This is a genomic window from Streptomyces sp. TRM68367 (genome assembly GCF_014495685.1).
Classification (GTDB): Bacteria; Actinomycetota; Actinomycetes; order Streptomycetales; family Streptomycetaceae; genus Streptomyces.
This window is the reverse complement of record NZ_JACTVI010000008.1, coordinates 102,391-121,905: the sequence shown is the minus strand read 5'-3', so window position 1 is coordinate 121,905 and position 19,515 is coordinate 102,391. Positions and strand designations below refer to the sequence as shown.

Here is a 19,515-nt window from a genome sequence, read left to right as displayed (position 1 = left end):
ATCTTCGTTAGCATGAGAGGCGTATCGGGGTCGGCGAAGGCTGGGGAGATTCTGTGCCAAGGTTGTACGGGTTCGCGGATGCCGCGTACAGAAGGCCGAAGGATGACGAGGTGCCGCCTCTGCAAGAGGCCGCGAAACGGCGGGAAGCCGGCCAGCCCTACGAGAAGATCATCATCTGGATGAACGAGGAGGGGCACCGCACAACCCTGGGCAATGAGTGGCGGCCTGCCGCTCTGGCCTCGGTTCTGGATAACCCAGCCATCGCCGGACTCTACGAGGATGAGAAGGGCAACCTGCTGCCCTCCGGAGGGCCGGAGCTGATCCCGCCCGAGCAGTTCCGGAAGATCCGCAAGATGCGGCGCAAGTATCAGCCGGAAGCAGACAGGGCGCCACAGCAGGAGTACCTGCTGAGCGGTGAGCACATGGTGTGCGGTCTGTGTGCCCATCCCCTTGGCGCTGCTCCTTCCAACGCAGGCAGCCGCGGCCACCGCTGCCAGCCGAGCACTAGCCAGCACCCCGGCGGCTGCGGGCGCGTACGGATCAACGCAGACCTCCTGGAGACGTACGTCGCCGAGCATGTGCTGGCCGAGCTGGCCAAGCCCGAGGTCAGTGCGCTGATCGAGCAGGCGCGCGACCAGTTGCTGGCGGAGGCGGCGAAGCTGCGCGAGCGGGCCGATGACGCCAAGCGTCGCCAGAAGCAGCTGGGCGAGGACTACGCGCGCCCCTCGGGCATGTCGCTCCAGGCGTTCAAGGCTGCCGACAAGAAACTGTCGGGGCAGGCCAACGCGGACAGGGCGCGGGCGCGGTTCCTTGAGCGGGTCAAGCACGTGCCCGTGGGGAGCGTGCCGGACCTGGTGCGGTGGTGGAAACACGCGCCGCTGGCGGCGAAGCAGGGTGTCGTTGTGCTGATGCTGGAGCAGATCGCCGTGTACCCGGCCGCGTCCAGGGGCTCGCGCACCGTAGACGCGGACCGGGTCAGCTTGAAGTGGCGCTCGTGGGACACGGCGTCGTCTACGGAAGCGCCATCCGTCTGACGGCACTGTCCTTGACGGCCCGGCGCGTTGCCGATCGGCCGCGAGGCAGGAGGACCCGCTTCGCGACCGTGGGCAGCGTGATTCCCACGGTGACGAAGAGTGCCGCCAGGGCGCCGGTGATGGGCACGATGTGCGTTTCTACGACGGACGGCCAGGCCCATCCCGCGAGGTGGGCGATGGTGAGCCCGGTGCGGGCGCTGGAGTACGCCAGACCCAACACGGACCCCACGGCGGTGACGGCGAGACCGGCAGCTGTGACGGGCCAGCGCGGCCAGGCGGCGCAGGCCAAGAGGGTGTATTGCAGGCTGACAGCGATGGCCATGACGTCCAAGAAGCCGAGGTGCGTCAGCATGAAGGCTGCCGCCGCTTCGTCGCCATGGGGTGCGGAGAACAGCTCTGCGGATGAGGCGCGGATGTACTGGAACTCCCAGACCAGCAGGGCCATGACACAGCCGAAGAAGACGATGTGGGCCACAACGGCTCTGCGCACACCGATGGTTGGCTGCCACCAGCTCACCGTCACGAGTTGCATGCTGAGAATGGTCAGCCCGCTGGTCAGGGCGAACAGGAGAGCGCCCGCACCACCGTGGCCGGTGATGTCGTCCACGGCTGCGGCGACGGGGGGAACCAGAAGGAAGGCACTGGCGAAGGCGCCCGCACACAGCACCAAGCGGGCGCGGCGGGCCATCGGGGACGGCTCCCGGCGTGGGGGGTGGGGAGCGTAGATGAGGTAGGCGGCCGTGGCGAGTGCGATGAGCAGGGCGCTCGCGCTGAAGAGGGGGGTGTCCAAGGGGTTCAGCGTCCTTCCAGATCAGCCGCTGCCCTTTCAGCGGCTTCGCTCAGGCTCAAGCGGCGACGCGGCCGGCCTTCGCGGGGTTGGTCGACGCCAGGGGGCGGTGGGGGGATCGCCGGGACGTCTTCGGGAAGTCCTGCATCCCGGCGCATCTTCCTGAGCATCGACATGACTTCAACGATGTCCTCTATCTTGAGGCCTTGCATTAAGCGCAGTACCTCGCGCGCCTCGGGCCGTTCCCGGTACACGCACAGCGCGGTGAGGTCGTCCCATTCCGGCCCCAGCAGCAGGAACGCGGCCGGGGCGTCGAGCGCCTGGGAGAGTGCGGTGACGGTGGATGACCGAGGGTTACAACTAGAGCCGTTCAGCAGGCTGTTGACCTGGCCGTGGGACACAACTGGTTTGCAGTGATGGGACTTTGACGTCGCCTTTGCGATGTCGTGGGCGCTGGGTGTGAAGCCGTCCGAGTCGCGACGCAGGCGAAACAAGGCGCACAACTTCTCGCTCAGGCTCATGAGTTCGGGCGAGCCCGACGCGTCTGCCATGTCCCCGCTCCTTGTTCAGGCATATGCTCAACGCATAGTAACCGCTTGACATTTACACTACAGCGCAGGTCGGATGGGTTATACGGTTTGGTGGACGGTTTCCGTGAAGGGCTGCGGTGAGCGAGGTGGGCGCCTCGCCGGACCACGTGCCTGCGGCTGAGCGGGCGCGCACGGGAAGTGTCTGGCGGGCGGGTCGCGGTGACGTGCTTGCCGTTTACGGGAGGAATCGCATGTCCGAGCCAGACGAGCGGCGGATCGCTGAGTTGGCCAAGAAGCCTCCGCGCGTGTTCCGGGGAGGAGCAAGCGCGCAGGCGGTGAACGAGGCGCGCAGGGTACTGGAGGCTCAGGCGCTGATCAGCCGTCAGCAGCCGGACGGCGAGGTGCGAGACGACTGACGCTTCAGCGATCGAGATAGGTGACACGGTTGGATCAGTCGTGTATGTTCGGGCCTGCCGGGCGGGTACAGCAGTCGCAGGAACCCTGCACCGGCGGCGTCGCGTGAGCGGCGTCCTTCCCTGCTCCTCGCGGGTGGCCGACCCCCCCGCGCCCCACCCGCGAGGAGCGGCCGTATCGGTGCGGCCATGGGGCAAGTGGATGGGAGCGGAGCCCGCCGCAGTCGCAAGACTGCGGCGGGCTCGCCCCGTTTCTGGGCGCGGCGTGGCGCTGGGGTCCGTGCAGCCACTCGGGCACGCCTCATGCGAAGGAGGCGAATTGAGTTCAGGAATTTGGAATTGAATTCCTGAAATTAAAAAGAATTCCCACTTGCTTTAGCGGTGTATGCGATTAAGATATAAGTGTAAGGAAAAAGGGAAAGCCGAAAAGGATGGCTTTCCAGGGAATTTGAAAGGCGCGGGTAAATGTTCCCCAACCTCAAGGTCTCCGAGATCGCCCCCAACCCCGACCAGCCCCGCAAGTTCTTCGACGAGGCGCAGCAGGAGGAGTTGACGGCCAGCATCAAGGAGAACGGCCTCCTCCAGCCGGTCGTCGTCCGCCCGGTCGAGGGGGCCGAAGTCCCCTACATGCTGATCGCGGGCGAGCGCCGGTGGCGGTCCTGCAAGGCGGCCGGCCTGGAAGTCATCCCGGTCAAGGTCATCGAGGACGCCAGCGAGGAGCAGGCATACGTCCTCAGCATCGCCGAGAACGTCAACCGTTCGGACATGACGATCATGGAGGAGGCCGGAGCGTACGCCGACCTCAAGGCGGCCGGCTGGACCCCGGCCAAGATCGCCAAGCAGTTCGGCAAGACGGAGACCCACATCACCTGGCGCCTCGGCCTGCTCACCCTGCGGCCCGAGGTCGCCGAGATGGTCGACAAGGGCCAGATCAAGAACAACCTGGCCTGGCACATCGCCCAGCTCAACCCGGCCAACCAGATGGTCGCGGCCATGCGGTACGTGCGCGGCGACTTCGACAGCGAGGCCGATGCCCAGCACTTCGCCAACGGCCTGAAGATGATGGAGAAGCAGACCTCCCTCACCGGCGAGGAGGCGCCGTCGGCCGAGGAGCAGGAGAAGCGGAAGAAGGCCAAGGCCAAGGCCAAGGACGGCCTCGGTAAGGCGGAAGAGGTCCTGATCCCGCTGCTGGAGGACCTGGCCGAGAAGAAGCCCGAGGACCTGGCCGTCATCCTCGGCGACGACCTCGCCCGCCACCTGCGGGTTGTCACCCGCCTGCACGCCAAGGTGCAGATGGTGAAGAACATGCTCAGCAAGGCCCAGGGCATCCAGAGGGCCCAGGAGGCCGCGTTCAACAAGGCGGCCGTTGAGGTCCAGCAGGAGGTCGCAGCGAAGAAGGCGGACGAGGAGGCCAAGCCCGAGACGGCCGAAAAGCCCGCCGAGCCGCAGGTCACCGAGAAGGGCGAGGCGAAGGCGGCGGCCAAGCCGCGGCCCACCGCCAGGAAGGCGCCCGCGAAGCCCGCAGCGCGCACTGCGGCCACCACCAAGACCCCGGCGCGGCGGGCGCCCGCCAAGAAGGCCGAAGCGGCGAAGTAGGACGGAGTGGGGCGCGGCGGAGACCGCGCCCCACTCCTCATTGCACAGCGGGCGCAGCCCGGGGTTCCGGGCCGCGCCCGCTGCGCGATGGGTGCTGGAATTGCGGAATTCAGGGAAACTAATTCAGAGTGAATATGTACCTGGCCCAGTAATTCCAATAAGATATAAGTGCAGGAAAGGGAAAGCCCCACAAGATTGGAACTGGGAAAATGACGGAAAATGTGAAACTGGATTCTGTTGGTCTCCACCAGGTCAGGTCGGAGTACGTGGACTGGGGGAGTCAGTCGGCCAGCCCTGCGATCCGTGAGGCGGCGGCGTACCTCTCCTCCCTCATCGTGGAGTCACCCGACCTCGTACCCGGCCCGATCTCGGAAGTCTTCGTGGACCTGGAGGAGACCACGGCCTCCCAGTTCTCCAACGAGACGAACAGGATCCTCCGCCTCACGGCCGACCTTCCAAGCGGCCGGGCGGAATTCGACATCGTCATCCAGTACGCGGCCCCGACCTCCTTCACCTCCCCGTACAAGCAGGAAGGCTAGGTCGGAGTCGGAGGGGGTGCGGGAGTCCGCACCCCCTCCGTCGGCCTGGGTGGAACTACTGGCCGCAGGCGGCGCCGACGAGCGTGCCCGGCCGCTGAGCAGCACGAAAGGAACAGCTGAGTGCTAACCCTGTTCACCAACCGGTTTCAGGCGTTCCAGCCCTCGCAAGGGGTGCCGGTGCGGATCACCCTGGGCGGCGTCCGCTTCAAACTCCCCTACTCCCTCACCCACTCGGTGCGGGAGCTCGCGCCACGTCGGGACTACCTTTCCGCATCGGAACCCGAGTTCACCGCGGCGTACCGGGCCGACCTCGACCAGCTCGGCCCCGAGCGGATCGCGGCGCTGCTTCACCAGATCGCGGGAACCGAGGGCGATCACCGTCTGGTGCTGCTCTGCTTCGAGGATCTGGCCAAGCCGGGCTTGTGGTGTCACCGCAGGGTGTTCGCCTCTTGGTGGAAGGACCGCACCGGCGATGAGGTACGGGAGCTGTCCCCGATGGAGGGCGACCGCTATCGGCAGGGCACCTTGATGTGAGCGCCGCAGCCGCTCCCGAAAGATAGGTGACATTATTTCAAGGAGCCCTGCGCTCCTTGTGTTAGGTTCCAGCGCAGCGCCCGGCCCGGCATCCCGCCGAGGTCGGGCGTTGTCGTTTCCAGGAGGAGAGATGTTCCAGGGCACCATCCCGGCCCCCATGCGCTCCATCGTCCGGGAGACCGCAGGCAGTTGGCCACGTGGCGCGGTGTACGTGCCGTGCTGCGGCAACTTCACCATCGAGCGCAGCGTGGCCGGCATGGGCTTCGAGCTGCACTCCTCGGACGTCTCGATTTACACCAGCGCCGTTGGCCGCTGGCTCACCAAACAGCCCGTAGGCATCCGCCTCCGCGACGAGAGCAAGGATCAACTTCACTGGCTCGCTGATTCGTTGGACGACAGCGTGGGCACCGTCGCCACGATGATGCTCGGCACCCGGTTCCTGGCGAGCGTCGGCCGCGAAGGGCTCTGGCACGAACGAGTCGTGCGCTCCTACCGCGACCAGTGGAAGTCCAAGCACGCGGAGACCGTCGAGCGGCTGTCCGCCTCCGACGTTGAACTGACCTCCTACGAGGCGCAGGACGTGCGTTCCTGGCTGAAGAAGGTCCCACGCGATGCCCCGGTGTGCTCCTTCCCTCCTTTCTACGGTGGCGGCTACGAGAAGCTGTACGAGCCGCTGGAAGCTCACTTCACCTGGGACGCGCCTCAGTACGAGCCGCTGTCGGACGCAGACGTGGTCGACGTGCTCGGCGCGATCACGGACCGCCCGTACTGGCTGACGGCCTCCAACCACGACGTGCCCGAGCTGCACCGTTACCTGCGAGGCGTGATCAAGGCGACCCCGCGCGCCGCTCCCTTCTACGTGTACGCCAGCGAGGCCCGGACCCGGATCGTGGCCCCGCGCCAGCCGATCGAGCCAGTGAAGGTCCCCCGCCTGCGCGAGGGCGACGAACTGGTCCGCCCGCTCACGCTGTCGCTGCTGAAGCCCGGCCAGTTCAACGCGCTGCGCTCCCGTTACCTCAACCCGAAGATCGCACCGGGCGCGGCGAACCTGGCCGTCGCGGTGAAGGACGGCGGCGGACGGCTCCTGGGCGTGTTCGCGATGGCCCCGAGCACGTACACGCCCGACGAGGCGTACGTGCTCTCGGACTTCGCGGTCGCGCCCACCGACTACCCGCGGCTGTCGAAGCTGATCGTGCTCGCGGCCACCAGCGCCGAGGCGCAGTTGCTGTGCCAGCGGGCGTTCTCGCGGCGGATCCGCAGGGTGGCGACGACGGCGTTCAGCAACAACCCGGTGTCGATGAAGTACCGCGGACTGCTGCGGCTGCACAAGCGCAGCCCATCGAACGAGGACGGCTGGAAGTTCCAGCTCCAGTACCAGGGGGCCATGGGCCAGCACACGCTGGCCGAGGCCCTTCAGACGTGGGCGAAGCGGTGGGGCGCCCCGACGACGAAGACGGGAGTCTGACCATGAAGGAGACCACTCGCCTCGCCCCGCCGCAGATGGTGCAAGGCGACCCGCGAACGCTGACACTGCTCGACGTCAACGCGCGGTTCCTGCCACACGAGCAGTTCCGGCAGCTCGTCGCGAACATCCAGCGGGACGGCTGCCTCACCTCGACGCCGCTGGTGTGGAACGACCGCGACACGGGGCGGCTGGTCGTCCTGTCCGGCAACCACCGCACGCTCGCCGCGATCGAGGCCGGCCTGTCGCAGATCTGGTGGATGCAGATAGACGAACCGCTGCCCCGCCAGCGGCAGATCGCTCTCCAGCTCTCGCACAACGCCATCGCAGGCCAGGACGATCCGGCGATCCTCAAGGAGCTGTACGACGAGCTGGAATCGGTGGAGTGGCGGCAGTACACGGGCCTGGACGACAAGGCCCTGGACCTGCTGGAGAAGGTCGACGTCGCCTCTCTCGGCGAGGCGAACCTTGACTTCGCCAGCGTGCAGTTCATGTTCCTGCCCGACGAGCTGGAGCGGGCGGAAGCCGCGTTCGACGCGGCCCGGTCCACGGCGACCGCGGACCAGCGGTGGGTGGCCGGGCTGGAGCAGTACGAGCCGGTGCTCGATGCGCTGGAGACCTCCCGAGCCGCGTACAAGATCGGCAACAGCGCGACGGCGCTCGGCGTGATCCTCGCCGTGTTCGAGCGGCACCTGGGCGAGCTGGCCGAGGGCTGGTTCGACGCGGACTCTGGGGAGGCGACCCGGGCGGGGACGGCGCCGCTGGAGACGGTGTTCGGCGTTCGGGACGTGCCGGTGGAGACGGCCGCCGTCGTACGGGCGGCCATCGACCGGATGGTGCAGGACGGCACCGTGTCGGCCGACGAGCCGTGGCGGGCGCTGGAAGTCCTGGCCGCACAGAACAACTAACGGCCGTCGGCCAGGAGGTGAGCGGTGGCCGAGGACACCGTGGAGTCCTGGGAGCGGCAGAGCGGGGAGTCGGTCCAGGCGTTCGAGGCGTTCGCCGTGTACCGCGATCTCGGCCCAGCGCGGAGTCTGACAAAGACGGCACGCGAGTTGCATAAATCCCGCACGCTGCTGGGCCGGTGGTCGCGGCAGTACGCATGGGTGATGCGGGCCGCGGCCTACGACCGGGAGCAGGACCGCCTGTTCCTCGCGGAGCAAGCGCAGGCGCGGCGGGACATCGCCCGCAGGCACGCGAAGTTGGCGCAAGCCGTGCAGAGCAAGGCAGTCGCGCGGCTCCAGACACTAGACCCGCGGGAACTGTCGCCACCCGAGCTGTTGCGTTACATCCAGGTCGCGGCGGAGATCGAACGGCGGGCCGTGGGCGAGGCACCGGCAGCCGGGACGGTCGAGGACCGGGACCATGGCGCGGACGTGGCCTCACTGTCGGACGAGGAGCGCCGGGCCCGGATGGACCAGCTCCGCCGTGAACTGGAGCGACGGCTGTCGGAGGGCGCGCAGTGAGCTGCGGCCGGGCCAAGCGCCGCATGGTCGAGGGGTTCGCGGACCCGTCGGTAATGAGCGACGAGCAGCTGAAGGCCGAGGTCGCCGCACTGCTCCGCGCCGATGAGCTGTCGGCGCGCAGGTGGGCGTGCGAGGTCCCGAACTGTGACGGGCTGCCCCACGCTGGGTGGCTGCACCACCATGCCCGCGCGGCGCAGCGCCAGCCGCTGTGGCTGTGGACGGTGTGGATGCTGCTCACCGGCCGTGGCTGGGGCAAGTCCCGGACAGCGGCGGAGACGGTCCGGGAGTGGGCGCAGACACCAGGTCTTCAGATCGCGGTGGTGGCGAAGAACGCGACGCTCGTGCGGGACATCTGCTTCGAGTCCCCGAAGTCGGGGCTGCTGTCGGTATTCCCGCCGGAGGAGGTGGCGAAGTACAACTCCTCGCTCGGCGAGACGACCCTGCGGCTGACGAATGGCACGTTGATCCGTGGGTTCGGTGCGGAGACGCCGGACAACCTGCGTGGCTGGGCCTTCGACAAGGCGTGGTGCGACGAGTACGCGGCCTGGTCGCGGCACACCGCGCAAGAGGTCTACGACATGCTGTGGTTCTGCCTGCGAGAGGCGGACACCCCGCAGGTCGTCATCTCCACGACGCCCAAGCCGCTCCCGCACGTCAAGCGGCTCGTCGAGCGCGGCCGGGAGCAGGAAAAGGCGCACCTGGAGGGCGGGGCGCCGCCGCGGTTGGTGTTGACCCGCGGGCACATGCGGGAGAACGACGCGAACCTGTCGGCCGCGGCACGCGAGGAGCTGGAGGAGGAGTACGCCGGCACCCGGCTGGGCCGTCAGGAGCTGTCCGGGGAGCTACTCGAGGACGTAGAGGGCGCGCTGTGGAAGGGCTGGATGCTGGAGGTCGAGGGCTTCCGGCCTCGGCCCGAGCATCTGCCGGACCTCCAGCGCCTGGTGGTCGCGGTCGACCCGGCGACGAAGTCGCACGAGAACGCGGACATGACGGCCTTCACAGTCGCCGGGCGCGGGTATCCGGTGGAGTCGATGTTCGGGGACGACCGGCCGCGCGGGTACCTGCTGCACTGTGAGCAGGAGCGGCACACGCCGACGCAGGCGATGAAGCGGGCCGCGCAGCTGTACCACGAGCACCACGCCGACTGCGTGGTCATCGAGGCGAACAACGGCGGCGACTACTTGCCCGCCCTCCTGGAGCAGGTCGACCCCACGGTGAACTGGCGCATCGTGCACGCGACTCGGGGAAAACGGGCCCGCGCTGCCCCGGCGGCGCAGCTGTACGAGCAGGCCCGAATACACCACGTGGGTTCCGCCCGGGTGTTTGCGGAGTTGGAGGAGCAGATGACGACGTTCGTCGGCCAGGGCGAGACCGAGGACTCACCGGACCTGTTGGACTCGGCGGTGTGGGCGCTGTGGGACTTGTTCCTCGACCCGACGATGCCGCCCCCGCGTGCGGGAGCCGACCGACGTCTCAGCGGTCGCCGGTAGCTCCTTCCACTCGGAGGTACTTCCCGTTCCAGTTCGGGCCAATGATGCGTGGGTCAACAGCAGGTGTCCTCGCTGGTCGGCCCGCTCAGCGGTCCGAACCGGTCGAGATTAGCCGTGTATGACCTGGTCGGTGCCGTGCGGAGTGTCCGCCGCGGCCTTGCCCGGTGTGGTCAACAGGTTTGGTGCCCGGGACGTCAACGCAGGAGGGGGCCGAGGGTGAGCGGGATCGCGGCCCCGCCTGCGATGCCGAGGACGAGGGAGGCGGTGCCGGCGGTGTAGGCGGCTGTGGCGGACCAGCGGCCGAGCGCGGCCTGGGCTTGGGCGGGCTGGTCGCCGGGGGCGAGGCGGAAGAGGGGGGCGAGCCAGCGCAGGTAGTAGAAGAGGGAGGCGACGGTGTTGGCGACGGCGAGGGCGGCGAGCCAGGTGTAGCCGCCGTCGATGGCGGCGCTGAAGACCTCGAGTTTGCCGAGGAAGACGCCGGTGGGTGGGGTGCCGACGAAGCCGAGCAGGCAGACGACCAGGACGGCGGCCAGGCCCGGATGGCGGCGGGCGAGGCCGCGGTAGTCGTCCAGGGTTCGGGCGTGGGGCAGTTCGGTGACGACGGCGAAGGCGCCGAGGTTGGTCAGGGCGTAGGCGGCCAGGTAGAACAGCAGCCCGCGTTGGGCGAGGTCGCTGCGGGTGGCGACGGCGACAGCCATGAGCAGGTAGCCGACCTGGCTGATGGTGGAGTAGGCCAGGAGCCGCTTGACGGAGGTCTGGAAGAAGGCGGCGAGGTTGCCCAGCGTCATGCAGACGGCGGCCAGCACGGCCAGCAGCAGAGGCCAGTTGACGGTCTCCATTGGCAGTGCCTGGTGGACGAGCCGGAAGGCGGCGATGAGCCCGCCGATCTTGGGGAGAGTAGTGACGTAGGCGGCGATCGGGGCGGGGGTGCCGTCGGTGACGTCGGGCACCCAGAAGTGTGCGGGCACTGCGCCGATCTTGAACAGCAGGCCGCCGAGGACGGCGACGAGGCCGAGGGCCACCACCGCGTAAGGGGCAGCGGGCAGCGTCGTGTGCAGCTGGGTGTAGGCGGTCGCGCTGCCGACGCCGTACAGCAGCGCGATGCCGGCGAGCATGGTGGTGCCGAGCACTGCTCCCATCAGGTAGTACTTCATGGCCGCTTCGGTGGCGGGGGCGTCCTTGGCGAATCCGGCGAGCGCATAGGCGGGGACGCTGGCGAGCAGATAGCCGGCGAACAGCATCAGCAGGTCGCTGGCGCCGATCATGGCGAGGGCGCCCGCGGCGGAGAGCAGGAGCAACACGTAGTACTCGCTCTCCCGCTTGTGGCGACGCACGGTCTCCACCGAGGTGGCGAGGATCAGCAGCAGCGCGCCGAGCATGATCAGGCGTCCGGCGTTGGTGGCGGCATCGACGGCGAAGGCGGCGGAGAAGACCATTTGTTCCCGGTCGGTGGCCATCGTGACCGCGGTGGCGACCAGGCCCGTCAGGCAGGCCGCGGCGGCCAGGACTGCGACGGCCCACTGGCGGCGCCGGGGCAGCCAGGATCCGGCGAGGAGGCCGACGACGGCGGCGGTGAGCAGGGCGATCTCGGGCAGGAGTGCGGCGAGGTTCTCGTTCTTCATCGGGTGACCAGTCCCACCAGGGCGCGGCCGGCCGGCTCGATTACGTCCAGCAGCCAGCGCGGTAGGACGCCGATGACCAGGGCCACGGCCAGCAGCGGCACGATGGACACCGCCTCGGCGGGGGCCAGATCACCGAAGCCGCCGGTGCGGATGGACTGCGGCAGCCGCACGGTCCCCAGGAACATCCGGCGCAGGGCCCGCAGGAACAGGGCGGCGGTCAGGAGGATGCCCGTCAGGGCGATGGAGGTGGCCGTGGCCTGGGAGGCGAGGCTGCCGGTGAAGATCTGGAACTCGGCGATGAATCCGGAGAAGCCGGGGATGCCCAGGCTGGCGAACGCGGCGACGGCCGTGACACCGGCGAATCGTGGGGAGGGACTGGCAAGGCCGGAGTAGGCGTCCATGGCGTAGGTGCCGCCTCGGTCGTAGAGCACTCCGGACAGCAGGAACAGCGCGCCGGTGAGCAGGCCGTGGCTGACCATCTGGACGACGGCGCCGGTGACGGCCAGGGAGCGTGCTTGTGCGTCGGTGCCTGCGAGGACACCGGCGGCGCCGACCGCGAGGATGATGTAGCCCATGTGGTTGACGGATGTGTAGGCGATCATGCGTTTGAAGTTCGTCTGGGCCAGGGCGACCAGTGCCCCGTAGACGACCGAGACGACGCCGACGACGATGAAGACCAGCGCGTAGCGGCGCCAACTGTCCGGCAGCATCGGCATGGCGATGCGGACGAAGCCGTAGGTGCCCATCTTCAGCAGGATTCCGGCGAGGATGGCGGATCCTGCGGCGGGGGCGTCGGTGTGTGCGGGCGGCAGCCAGGTGTGGAAGGGCACCGTGGGCGTCTTGACCGCGAGGCCCAGGCCGATCGCCAGCAGCACCAGCGCCGCGTAGGTGCCCCGGCCGGCCAGCGGGTTGGCCTCGGCCAGTTCCACCATGTCGAAGGTGTGGGGGTCGGCGGCCAGGAACAGGCCGATGAACCCGAGCAGCAGGGCGAGGGAGCCGATGAAGGTGTAGAGGAAGAACTTCAGCGCCGCCGCGCGTCCCTGTTCGCCGTGGCCCCAGCCGGCGATGACGAAGAACATGCCGACGATGGACAGGTCGAAGAAGACGAAGAACAGGATCAGGTCCAGGGCGACGAACAGGCCCAGGGACACCGTCTGCAGGAACAGGAACAGGCACACGTAGGTGCGGACCCGGCGGCTCTCGAGCAGCGAGTAGACGGCGACGGCGAGGAAGAGCACGCAGGTGAGGGCGACCAGCGGCAGGGAGAGGCCGTCCACGCCGACGTGGTAGCCGACCCCGGCGCCGGGGATCCAGGAGACCTGCTGCTCGTACTGCAGACCGCCGCCGGTGTCGAACCCGGCCCACAGGGCTATGACCAGCGCCAGATCAACCGCGGCGGTCGCGATCCACACCCCTGTGTACGCGCGGTCGGGCAGGTCGCGCGGCCAGAGCCACAGCACGGCGCACACCAGCAGCGGCAGGAAGACGACGGCGGTCAGCATGGATTACCTCACCAGCAGCAGGATCAGGACCAGCACCGCGAAGCCCACCGCGGCCTGGGCGTAGTACTGGTGCAGCAGCCCGGTCTGCGGACGACGGGCCCACTGGCCGAGCCGACGTGCCCCGGCGGCGACGGCGCTCACGAGTGCGTCGATCCCGCCGTCGTCCACGCGGCCCGCGAGCCGGGCGGCCGCCAGGCCACCGCGCGCCACCTGCCGCACCGCCCCGTCGACGATCCGGTCGTCGAAAGCGGCCGTCGCCCGGGCGAGCCCCATGACGGGCCGGACCACCACAAAGTGCGCGGCCTGCTCAAGACCCAGCCATGCGCCGGCCCACCGGCGTGCTGCGGCCGGGCCGGGAACGGGGCGCGGCCCCCGCCACCAGGCGATCCCCGCGGCGGCGAACGCGACGCCTGCCGACAGGCCCAACTCCCATGGCTGCGGGGACGGCTCACCAGGTGTGCCGACCGCCGAGCGCAGCGCCTCGGAGACATCCGGCAGCGCCAGGACGCCCAACGTCGCGGCGCCGAAGGCAAGCACCAGCAGCGGCGGGCGCATCGCGACGGCGACCTTCCGGGTGCCCTGCTGTTCGGTGTCATAGCGGGAGGCGGCATCGTCCGGCACCGGCCGCAGCACGTACCAGAGGGCTTTGACGCTGTAGACGGCGGAGACGGCGGCAGCGGCCAGCCCGACCGCGTACAGGACGGTGCTCTGCTGGTAGGCGGCGGCCAGGACCTCGTCCTTGGTCGCCCACAGCGACAGCGGCGCCAGCCCGGCCAGTGCCAGCGTGCTGACGGCGAAGCAGGCTCCCACGAGGGGGTAGGAGCGGGCGGCGCCGCACAGTGCGGACAGGTGCTTGGTTCCCAGGGCCGTGAGCCAGGCGCCGACGGCCAGGAACAGCCCGGCCTTGACTGCGGCATGGGCCACCAGGTGCGCGGTGCCGCCCGCCACTCCGGCCGCCCCGGCGGCGAGCACCATGAACCCGACCTGCGCGCAGGTAGAGGCCGCCAGCAGCTGCTTGAGATCCGTTTGCGCGACCGCCACGACGCCCAGCAGCAGCGCGGTGGCAGCCCCGGCCCAGGCGACGAGCAGCTCTGCCCAGGCCGTGGCGGCTAGCAGCGGGTGCAGCCGCAGCAGCAGGTAGGCGCCGGCGGCCACCATCGCGGCCGAGTGCAGCAGTGCCGAGACCGGGCTCGGGCCCTCCATGGCCCGCGACAGCCAGAACGAGAACGGCAGTTGAGCGGACTTGCCGAGCGCCGCCAGAACCACACCCACGGTTGCCACGTGCAGCCACGGCGAGTCCGCAGTAGACAGCGCGTCCAGGTGCAGCGAGCCGACACCGCCCGCCACGGCCGCACCCGCGGCCAGATACAGGCCCAGGTCGGCGGCCCGGGTGGTGAGGAAGGCCGTGTCCGCCGCCCGTACCCGGTGCGGCTCGTACCACCAGAAACCGATCAGTGCCCAACTGGTGGCGCCCATCACCTCCCAGGCCATCAGCAGCAACGCCACCGTGGTCGCGGTGACGGTGACCAGCATGGCCCCGGCGAACAGCAGCATGAGTCCGAAGAACCGGCCCCGGTCCTGCGTACGGTCCAGCTGTCCGGCGGAGAAGACGAGTACGGCGGTGGTGACCGCGGCGACGGTGATCACCATCACGGCGGACAGGCCGTCCACCCGCAGCCCGGCCTCGATCCCCGCGAACAGCGGCGCACTTGCGGTGGGACGGTCCACTGCCGTCGCGATCGCCAGGCCGAGCGTGGCCACCGCGGCGGCCACGCCGACGGCCGGGGCGACCCGGTTGGCCGCCCGCCCTGCCACGGCCAGTACGCCACCAGTGATCAGAGGAATGCCGGCCAGCAGCCACAGCAACGCGCTCATCCTTTGAGGTCCTCGGCCATGTCGGTCATGTCGACCTGGCGGGAACGGAAGATGGCCGTGGTGACGGCGAAGCCCATGGCCATCTCCACGGCCATCGCGACGACAGCGGCCACGACGATCACCTGCCCGCTCGCGGCGGACGGGGCCAGGAAGTGCCAGAACGCGGCGGCGACGACGATGACGGCGCCGATCATCAGCTCGATCCCCATCATGATCATGACGATGGACTGCTGGGACAGCGCGCCGTACAGGCCGATCGAGAACAGGCCCGCGGCCAGGAGGAGGAACAGCTCCAGGATCATCGGCCCACCCCTCCGCCCGCCGGATCCTTGGCCGGGCGCTGATCGAGGTCATCGCCGAACCGGTCGTAGCGGCCCCGGTGGGTGGCCAGAACCGTGGCCGCGACCATCGTGGCCAGCAGGACGAATCCGAGCGTGACCATCGTCAGCATCTGCGCGCCCATCAGCGACTCGCCCACCTGGAAGGTGGTGTCCGGCGGCGCCTTGCCCAGCCGGTCCGGCCACGGTACGGCGAAGATCCCGGCGGCCAGGGCCAGGAAGGTGCCGATGCTGATCGCCAGCGAGCCGCGCTTGTTGTGGACCATGGCCATCGGCATCAGCCCGGCCGGGTTCATCATGTAGGCGATCATGAACACGGCCATGATGACCATCTCCATGACCATCATCAGGACGACGACGACCCCCAGATAGGGCAGCCCGAGCAGGATCACCTCACCGCCGACGAAACACAGCGAGGCCAGCAGCGCGAACGTCACCCGAGCCATGGAGTTGAGGCAGAACACCAGAAAGGCACTGACCAGGGCCAGGACGGCCAGCACCGCGAACACGGCGGCGGACACGGGTCACCTCCTACCGGTTGAGCACGACGAGCGCCGGAACGAGCGCCTGCGCGATGGTGAGCGGGATGAGGACGACCCAGGCGAATTCCACGTACCGGTCGGCGCGCACGGTCGGCATCCGCCGCCGTACCCACACCAGCAGCCCCAGCACTGCAAGGGTCTTGATCAGCGACCAGGCCCAGGCGGGCAGCCCCGGCCCGGCCCCGCCGCCCAGGAACAGCGGCACCGCCATGGCGGCCCCCGCGGCCAGCAGCAGCCAGCGGCCCGCCTGCAGCATCAGCCGGTCGACGCCGGAGGTCTCACCGAGGACGCCGCCCGCGATGTCCCGGTCGGCCGGGTAGCCGAACGGCCCCAGAAAGCTGAACGCCAGTACGCTCGCCAGGTAGACGACGAACGCCACCGGCATCCACACCGCGAACCACAAGCCCTGCTGCGCGGCGACGATGTCGCTCAGGCGCAGTGACTCCGCCCCGGTACCGGCCGAGATCAGGGCGAACATCAGCGGCAGCTCGTAGGCCAGGCCCTGCGCGATGAAGCGGTAGCCGCCGATCAGACTGAAGGCGGCGTTCGGGCCCCAGCCCGCCAGCCACAGCCCGCCCCAGGTCAGCACCTCCATAACGTTGAACCACACCACCCCGACCTCCAGGTCGGCGACCACGCGGTGCCCGAACGGAACGACCAGCACGGACAGCACGGCCGCCACCGGCACGACGAGCACGCCCAGCCGCCACAGCAGGACATCGGGGGCCGGCGTCCGGCGGGGCTGGGCGACCAGCAGCCTGGGCACCTCCAGCAAGGGGCGCAAGGCGGCGGATGCCGTGGCGGGGCGCCCGGCCACGGTGGCGGCCAGCAGGGCGTCGCCCGCGAGTGCGAGCACCGCCAGGATCAGCAGAAGCGCGGGGGCGACGAACAGCGACCACCATGGCGCGACCTCAACCACGGGCCACCTCCGCCGAGCGGGCCGCCAGTTCCTCCGGGTCCGGGTCGAGGCTCGCCACGATGAGCCGTGCCGCCGCCAGCTCCGCACCCTCCAGCAGCCGCGGCAACACCTCGACCAGAGCAGCCGACGGCGGACGCGCCCCGCCCAGCCGGCCGCGAGGACCCTCCTCGCGGCTCGGGTCCAGCACGGAGGCGTCCTCCAGCCTGGCCAGATCGTCCAGCATGGTGGCGAGCCACAGCCGGTAGCGGGCCGGCACATCCCCGTCCGCCCGCGCCGCAGGGCCGCCCACCCCGGCATCGGCCGCGTCGGAAGCCGTCAGCGGGCCGATGCCCCGGGTCAGCCAATACAGCGTGCGCGACCGGCCGACCCGCCGAGCCAGACGCCGCGCCCGCGGCAAAACCACATCCGCCGCCGCGCCGGCGAGGAGGTCGTCACGCAGCCGCCGCGCGGCCGTGGCCTCCGCTGGCCATCCGGCCACGGCAAGGAACCGGCCCAGGCTGTCCAGACGGGCGGCCGCCCGCCGCCGCGCCGCCTCACCGACGCCCACCCGTTCACCCGCGACCGCGCGGTCCCACGGTTCCGACCAGAAGGACGCCACAGCCGCCGCATCGTGCGGCACCGCCATCTCCACCTGCGTCTCCTGGACGACATCGCCCTGCAAGGTGAGACGGAGCGTCAAACCGGACGGCCAGTCAGCCAGGAGCGGACCCAACGGAACATGCAGTTGATCCAGCGTCAGGCCATCGCGGTCCGGCCCCTGCTCGGCCATCGGCAGCCCGGCCGGCATCTCCATCTCCCCGCCGCCGTGACCGCCATGTCCCTCGTGGCCTGAGTGCCCCTGTCCCTCTCCATCACCCTCACCACTGCCGTCGTCATCGCCCCCCTGCTGGTGGTTTGCGTGGCCTTCGCCCCCAGCGCCAGCCTGGTGTCTCTGGTCACCGCGGTAGTGGTCGCCATCGCTGTTGTCACCGTGCTGACGGTCGCCGTGGCTGTCGTCCGCCGCGTCAGGGGAGTTACCCGTATGACCGTCATGGCTGCTGGTGGCAGCGGATTCGGTTCCCGCTCGCTGACCGGCAGCATCAGCCAGCTGTGCGCACGCCGCATCGATGACCCCGGCCACGTCCTCGACCTGCTCCGCGCGCACCCGGGCTCGCGGGGCGGGCATGTCCTGCCACAGCCGGTCGACGGCCTCATCCAGGTCCGGGCAGCGGGGGCCGGCGATGAGCAGGATGTCGGCCTCGGCAGGCGTCAGCGCCAATGGCAGGTCCCGTACACGCAACTCGCGCTCGGCAGCCAGCCGTACCCGCACCCCTGCGGGCATCGTGACCAGCAGCACGCGCGGGCGTATGGCAGCCGCACGCAGCAGCACGGCCGTCAGGTCCATCGCAGCGCGCCCTCCCGCCAGGCATAGATCACCCCGGCCACGAGTACCGCGAGGAAGGTGAACATCTCGATCACGGCGCTCGGTCCCATGGCGGAGATGATCCGGGTCCACGGGTACATGAAGACCATCTCCATGTCGAAGGCGAGGAACAGCATCGTCACCGGGTACCAGCGCACATGAAACCGGCTCACCGCATGCTCAGTCGGCTCCAGACCCGAACCGAACGGCTGAGCGACCAAAGGATCGGACGACACCCGCACCAACCAGGCCACGCCGTAGACCGCACCCACAGCGAGCAGCGCAAATCCGAGCAGCGCGAGCGCGGCCGTGAACCCGTTCACGTCACTGTCCCAGTCAGGTGACATGACGTCGGGGCAACCCCCGCAGGAAGTGGCCGAGTTGCGGCCTTTACCTGACAGTCCGATCCCCTCTTGGTGACCGAAGCGCCGCGTCGCTCAGCCATGGCATGTCCTCCCCTGCCGTGCTTACTCCGCAGGCCGCCCCGGTACCCGCCTGAGGCATCGTCAATCACAGCCCCAGGCCAGACCCAGACTCAGAGCGCCTCGCCGAGCCACGGCCCAGCCCATGCGGCCGGCCGATTGGGGCGAGGGCCGGTGTGCCTGGCTTGTGGGAAGGGCGTCCACCTGTCACGAGGACATCAGCGCAACCATGAGACGTAGGGGTGCCACCACCGCTCGCCCAGACCGCGATCCCCGGATGTCCCGGTTGCCGATGGGCCTGCGCTGTGCGGTGATGCCTGCTCTGATCAGCCCCACAGCACTGGAACAGATCCCGGCAGCGGAACGATGATGCAGCCCAGGTGCGCCCGGGCCGCACCTCCTGCTTCAGCCCAGCGATCCGAGCAGCTCGCGGCACGCCTGCTCGCACCGACGGCACGCGTCCGCGCAGACCCGGCAGTGATCATGCATTCCAGCGTGCCGCTCACACTCGTCCCCACACGCCTTGCACGTCTGTGCACACGCTTCCAGATGAGCCCGCGCGATATTGGCGTCGTAGCCGGTGTGCCGGGACAGCACCCGGGCCGTGGTCTCGCAGATGTCCGCGCAGTCCAAGTTCGTGCGGATGCACTTCCTGAGCTCCGCCACTTGCTCCTCCGACAGGCAGGCATCCGCGCATGCCGTACAAGCCTGCGCACAGGCCAGGCATTCCTCGATACAGCGCGCCAGCTTCTCGCGGTCCACCCTGCCCAGATCGGCCGGGTAGGTCTCCAACATCTCCTTCACCGGAGCAGTCACAAGCATTGCCTCCGTCCGCGCCTCGGGGCCCGCGGCCGGAGGGCCGCCGAACCTTCCCCTGGCATACCTTCGGACGTGTAACACCTCGGCCGCATACCGAAACGCTGCAAGCGCCTGATCCACCCAACCATGCAGGCAGACGGAGCAGGCGGGAGCCTTTTCGCACATCCCCGTCGTCCCAGCGGGAGGGCTCCCGGCGAGGGGTTGCGATGAGGGTGTGCGACGC

General features: G+C 69.3%; 20 protein-coding genes. 9 read left to right on the top strand and 11 right to left on the bottom strand.

What is annotated here, in order from left to right; all coding sequences use genetic code 11:
• Positions 1-62: 62 nt before the first annotated feature.
• The gene (locus tag H8R17_RS08795; RefSeq protein ID WP_187822579.1) at positions 63-1,034 is read left to right on the top strand and encodes a recombinase family protein; all 972 of its coding nucleotides are present in this window, start codon (positions 63-65) and stop codon (positions 1,032-1,034) included.
• On the opposite strand, the gene H8R17_RS08790 is transcribed toward H8R17_RS08795, so the two are convergent.
• The gene (locus H8R17_RS08790) at positions 1,012-1,824 is read right to left on the bottom strand and encodes a hypothetical protein (protein ID WP_187822578.1); all 813 of its coding nucleotides are present in this window, start codon (positions 1,822-1,824) and stop codon (positions 1,012-1,014) included. The genes H8R17_RS08795 and H8R17_RS08790 overlap by 23 nt on opposite strands.
• 5 nt (positions 1,825-1,829) lie before the next feature.
• Complete coding sequence (locus tag H8R17_RS08785; protein ID WP_187822577.1) at positions 1,830-2,372, bottom strand: hypothetical protein; 543 nt, start codon at positions 2,370-2,372, stop codon at positions 1,830-1,832.
• A 230-nt stretch (positions 2,373-2,602) separates the two neighbouring features.
• Between H8R17_RS08785 and H8R17_RS08780 the strand changes: the two genes are divergently transcribed.
• The 8 genes from H8R17_RS08780 to H8R17_RS08745 all read left to right on the top strand — a co-directional run bounded on the left by H8R17_RS08780 (position 2,603) and on the right by H8R17_RS08745 (position 9,851).
• The gene (locus H8R17_RS08780; RefSeq protein ID WP_187822576.1) at positions 2,603-2,767 is read left to right on the top strand and encodes a hypothetical protein; all 165 of its coding nucleotides are present in this window, start codon (positions 2,603-2,605) and stop codon (positions 2,765-2,767) included.
• Positions 2,768-3,229: 462 nt separating this feature from the next.
• Entirely contained in the window at positions 3,230-4,360 is a 1,131-nt protein-coding gene (locus H8R17_RS08775; protein ID WP_187822575.1) for a ParB/RepB/Spo0J family partition protein, read from the top strand.
• A gap of 266 nt (positions 4,361-4,626) precedes the next feature.
• Complete coding sequence (locus tag H8R17_RS08770; protein ID WP_187822574.1) at positions 4,627-4,899, top strand: hypothetical protein; 273 nt, start codon at positions 4,627-4,629, stop codon at positions 4,897-4,899.
• A 120-nt stretch (positions 4,900-5,019) separates the two neighbouring features.
• The gene (locus tag H8R17_RS08765; RefSeq protein WP_187822573.1) at positions 5,020-5,433 is read left to right on the top strand and encodes a DUF488 family protein; all 414 of its coding nucleotides are present in this window, start codon (positions 5,020-5,022) and stop codon (positions 5,431-5,433) included.
• 130 nt (positions 5,434-5,563) lie between these two features.
• On the top strand, positions 5,564-6,898 hold the full coding sequence (locus H8R17_RS08760) for a hypothetical protein (RefSeq protein WP_187822572.1): 1,335 nt from the start codon (positions 5,564-5,566) through the stop codon (positions 6,896-6,898).
• A 2-nt stretch (positions 6,899-6,900) separates the two neighbouring features.
• Positions 6,901-7,803, top strand: a complete 903-nt coding sequence (locus H8R17_RS08755) for a ParB N-terminal domain-containing protein (RefSeq protein WP_187822571.1) — start codon at positions 6,901-6,903, stop codon at positions 7,801-7,803.
• Between the two features lie 24 nt (positions 7,804-7,827).
• Positions 7,828-8,361, top strand: a complete 534-nt coding sequence (locus H8R17_RS08750; protein ID WP_187822570.1) for a hypothetical protein — start codon at positions 7,828-7,830, stop codon at positions 8,359-8,361.
• A complete protein-coding gene (locus H8R17_RS08745) occupies positions 8,358-9,851 on the top strand; it encodes a terminase large subunit domain-containing protein (RefSeq protein WP_187822569.1) in 1,494 nt (497 codons plus the stop codon). Before H8R17_RS08750 ends, H8R17_RS08745 begins: the two co-directional genes overlap by 4 nt.
• Before the next feature lie 194 nt (positions 9,852-10,045).
• Here the strand turns inward: H8R17_RS08745 and H8R17_RS08740 are convergent, their stop codons facing one another.
• From H8R17_RS08740 to H8R17_RS08705, 9 genes are all read right to left on the bottom strand, one after another.
• Positions 10,046-11,473, bottom strand: a complete 1,428-nt coding sequence (locus tag H8R17_RS08740; protein WP_187822568.1) for an NADH-quinone oxidoreductase subunit N — start codon at positions 11,471-11,473, stop codon at positions 10,046-10,048.
• Positions 11,470-12,975, bottom strand: a complete 1,506-nt coding sequence (locus H8R17_RS08735) for a NuoM family protein (RefSeq protein ID WP_187822567.1) — start codon at positions 12,973-12,975, stop codon at positions 11,470-11,472. Before H8R17_RS08735 ends, H8R17_RS08740 begins: the two co-directional genes overlap by 4 nt.
• 3 nt (positions 12,976-12,978) lie before the next feature.
• Entirely contained in the window at positions 12,979-14,850 is a 1,872-nt protein-coding gene (locus tag H8R17_RS08730) for an NADH-quinone oxidoreductase subunit L (RefSeq protein WP_187822566.1), read from the bottom strand.
• Positions 14,847-15,152, bottom strand: a complete 306-nt coding sequence (locus H8R17_RS08725) for an NADH-quinone oxidoreductase subunit K (RefSeq protein WP_187822565.1) — start codon at positions 15,150-15,152, stop codon at positions 14,847-14,849. The genes H8R17_RS08730 and H8R17_RS08725 overlap by 4 nt, the downstream gene beginning before the upstream one ends.
• Positions 15,149-15,709 (bottom strand): NADH-quinone oxidoreductase subunit J, encoded by a 561-nt coding sequence (locus tag H8R17_RS08720; RefSeq protein ID WP_187822564.1) that lies wholly within the window; start codon positions 15,707-15,709, stop codon positions 15,149-15,151. Before H8R17_RS08720 ends, H8R17_RS08725 begins: the two co-directional genes overlap by 4 nt.
• A 10-nt stretch (positions 15,710-15,719) precedes the next feature.
• A complete protein-coding gene (locus H8R17_RS08715; RefSeq protein WP_316959350.1) occupies positions 15,720-16,649 on the bottom strand; it encodes an NADH-quinone oxidoreductase subunit H in 930 nt (309 codons plus the stop codon).
• On the bottom strand, positions 16,642-18,033 hold the full coding sequence (locus H8R17_RS46525; protein ID WP_262505118.1) for a hypothetical protein: 1,392 nt from the start codon (positions 18,031-18,033) through the stop codon (positions 16,642-16,644). The genes H8R17_RS08715 and H8R17_RS46525 overlap by 8 nt, the downstream gene beginning before the upstream one ends.
• Positions 18,024-18,374, bottom strand: a complete 351-nt coding sequence (locus H8R17_RS08710; RefSeq protein WP_187822562.1) for an NADH-quinone oxidoreductase subunit A — start codon at positions 18,372-18,374, stop codon at positions 18,024-18,026. Before H8R17_RS08710 ends, H8R17_RS46525 begins: the two co-directional genes overlap by 10 nt.
• A gap of 504 nt (positions 18,375-18,878) precedes the next feature.
• Positions 18,879-19,295: a four-helix bundle copper-binding protein gene (locus H8R17_RS08705; RefSeq protein ID WP_187822635.1), complete on the bottom strand. Its 417-nt coding sequence runs from the start codon at positions 19,293-19,295 to the stop codon at positions 18,879-18,881.
• Positions 19,296-19,515 lie beyond the last annotated feature (220 nt).

Coding starts and splice junctions, on each gene's coding strand:
- H8R17_RS08740 (WP_187822568.1), bottom strand. CDS start 11,473: ATGAAGAACGAGAACCTCGCCGCACTCCTGCCCGAGATCGCCCTGCTC.
- H8R17_RS08735 (WP_187822567.1), bottom strand. CDS start 12,975: ATGCTGACCGCCGTCGTCTTCCTGCCGCTGCTGGTGTGCGCCGTGCTG.
- H8R17_RS08780 (WP_187822576.1), top strand. CDS start 2,603: ATGTCCGAGCCAGACGAGCGGCGGATCGCTGAGTTGGCCAAGAAGCCT.
- H8R17_RS08730 (WP_187822566.1), bottom strand. CDS start 14,850: ATGAGCGCGTTGCTGTGGCTGCTGGCCGGCATTCCTCTGATCACTGGT.
- H8R17_RS08760 (WP_187822572.1), top strand. CDS start 5,564: ATGTTCCAGGGCACCATCCCGGCCCCCATGCGCTCCATCGTCCGGGAG.
- H8R17_RS08785 (WP_187822577.1), bottom strand. CDS start 2,372: ATGGCAGACGCGTCGGGCTCGCCCGAACTCATGAGCCTGAGCGAGAAG.
- H8R17_RS08775 (WP_187822575.1), top strand. CDS start 3,230: ATGTTCCCCAACCTCAAGGTCTCCGAGATCGCCCCCAACCCCGACCAG.
- H8R17_RS08725 (WP_187822565.1), bottom strand. CDS start 15,152: ATGATCCTGGAGCTGTTCCTCCTCCTGGCCGCGGGCCTGTTCTCGATC.
- H8R17_RS08755 (WP_187822571.1), top strand. CDS start 6,901: ATGAAGGAGACCACTCGCCTCGCCCCGCCGCAGATGGTGCAAGGCGAC.
- H8R17_RS08705 (WP_187822635.1), bottom strand. CDS start 19,295: ATGCTTGTGACTGCTCCGGTGAAGGAGATGTTGGAGACCTACCCGGCC.
- H8R17_RS46525 (WP_262505118.1), bottom strand. CDS start 18,033: ATGGACCTGACGGCCGTGCTGCTGCGTGCGGCTGCCATACGCCCGCGC.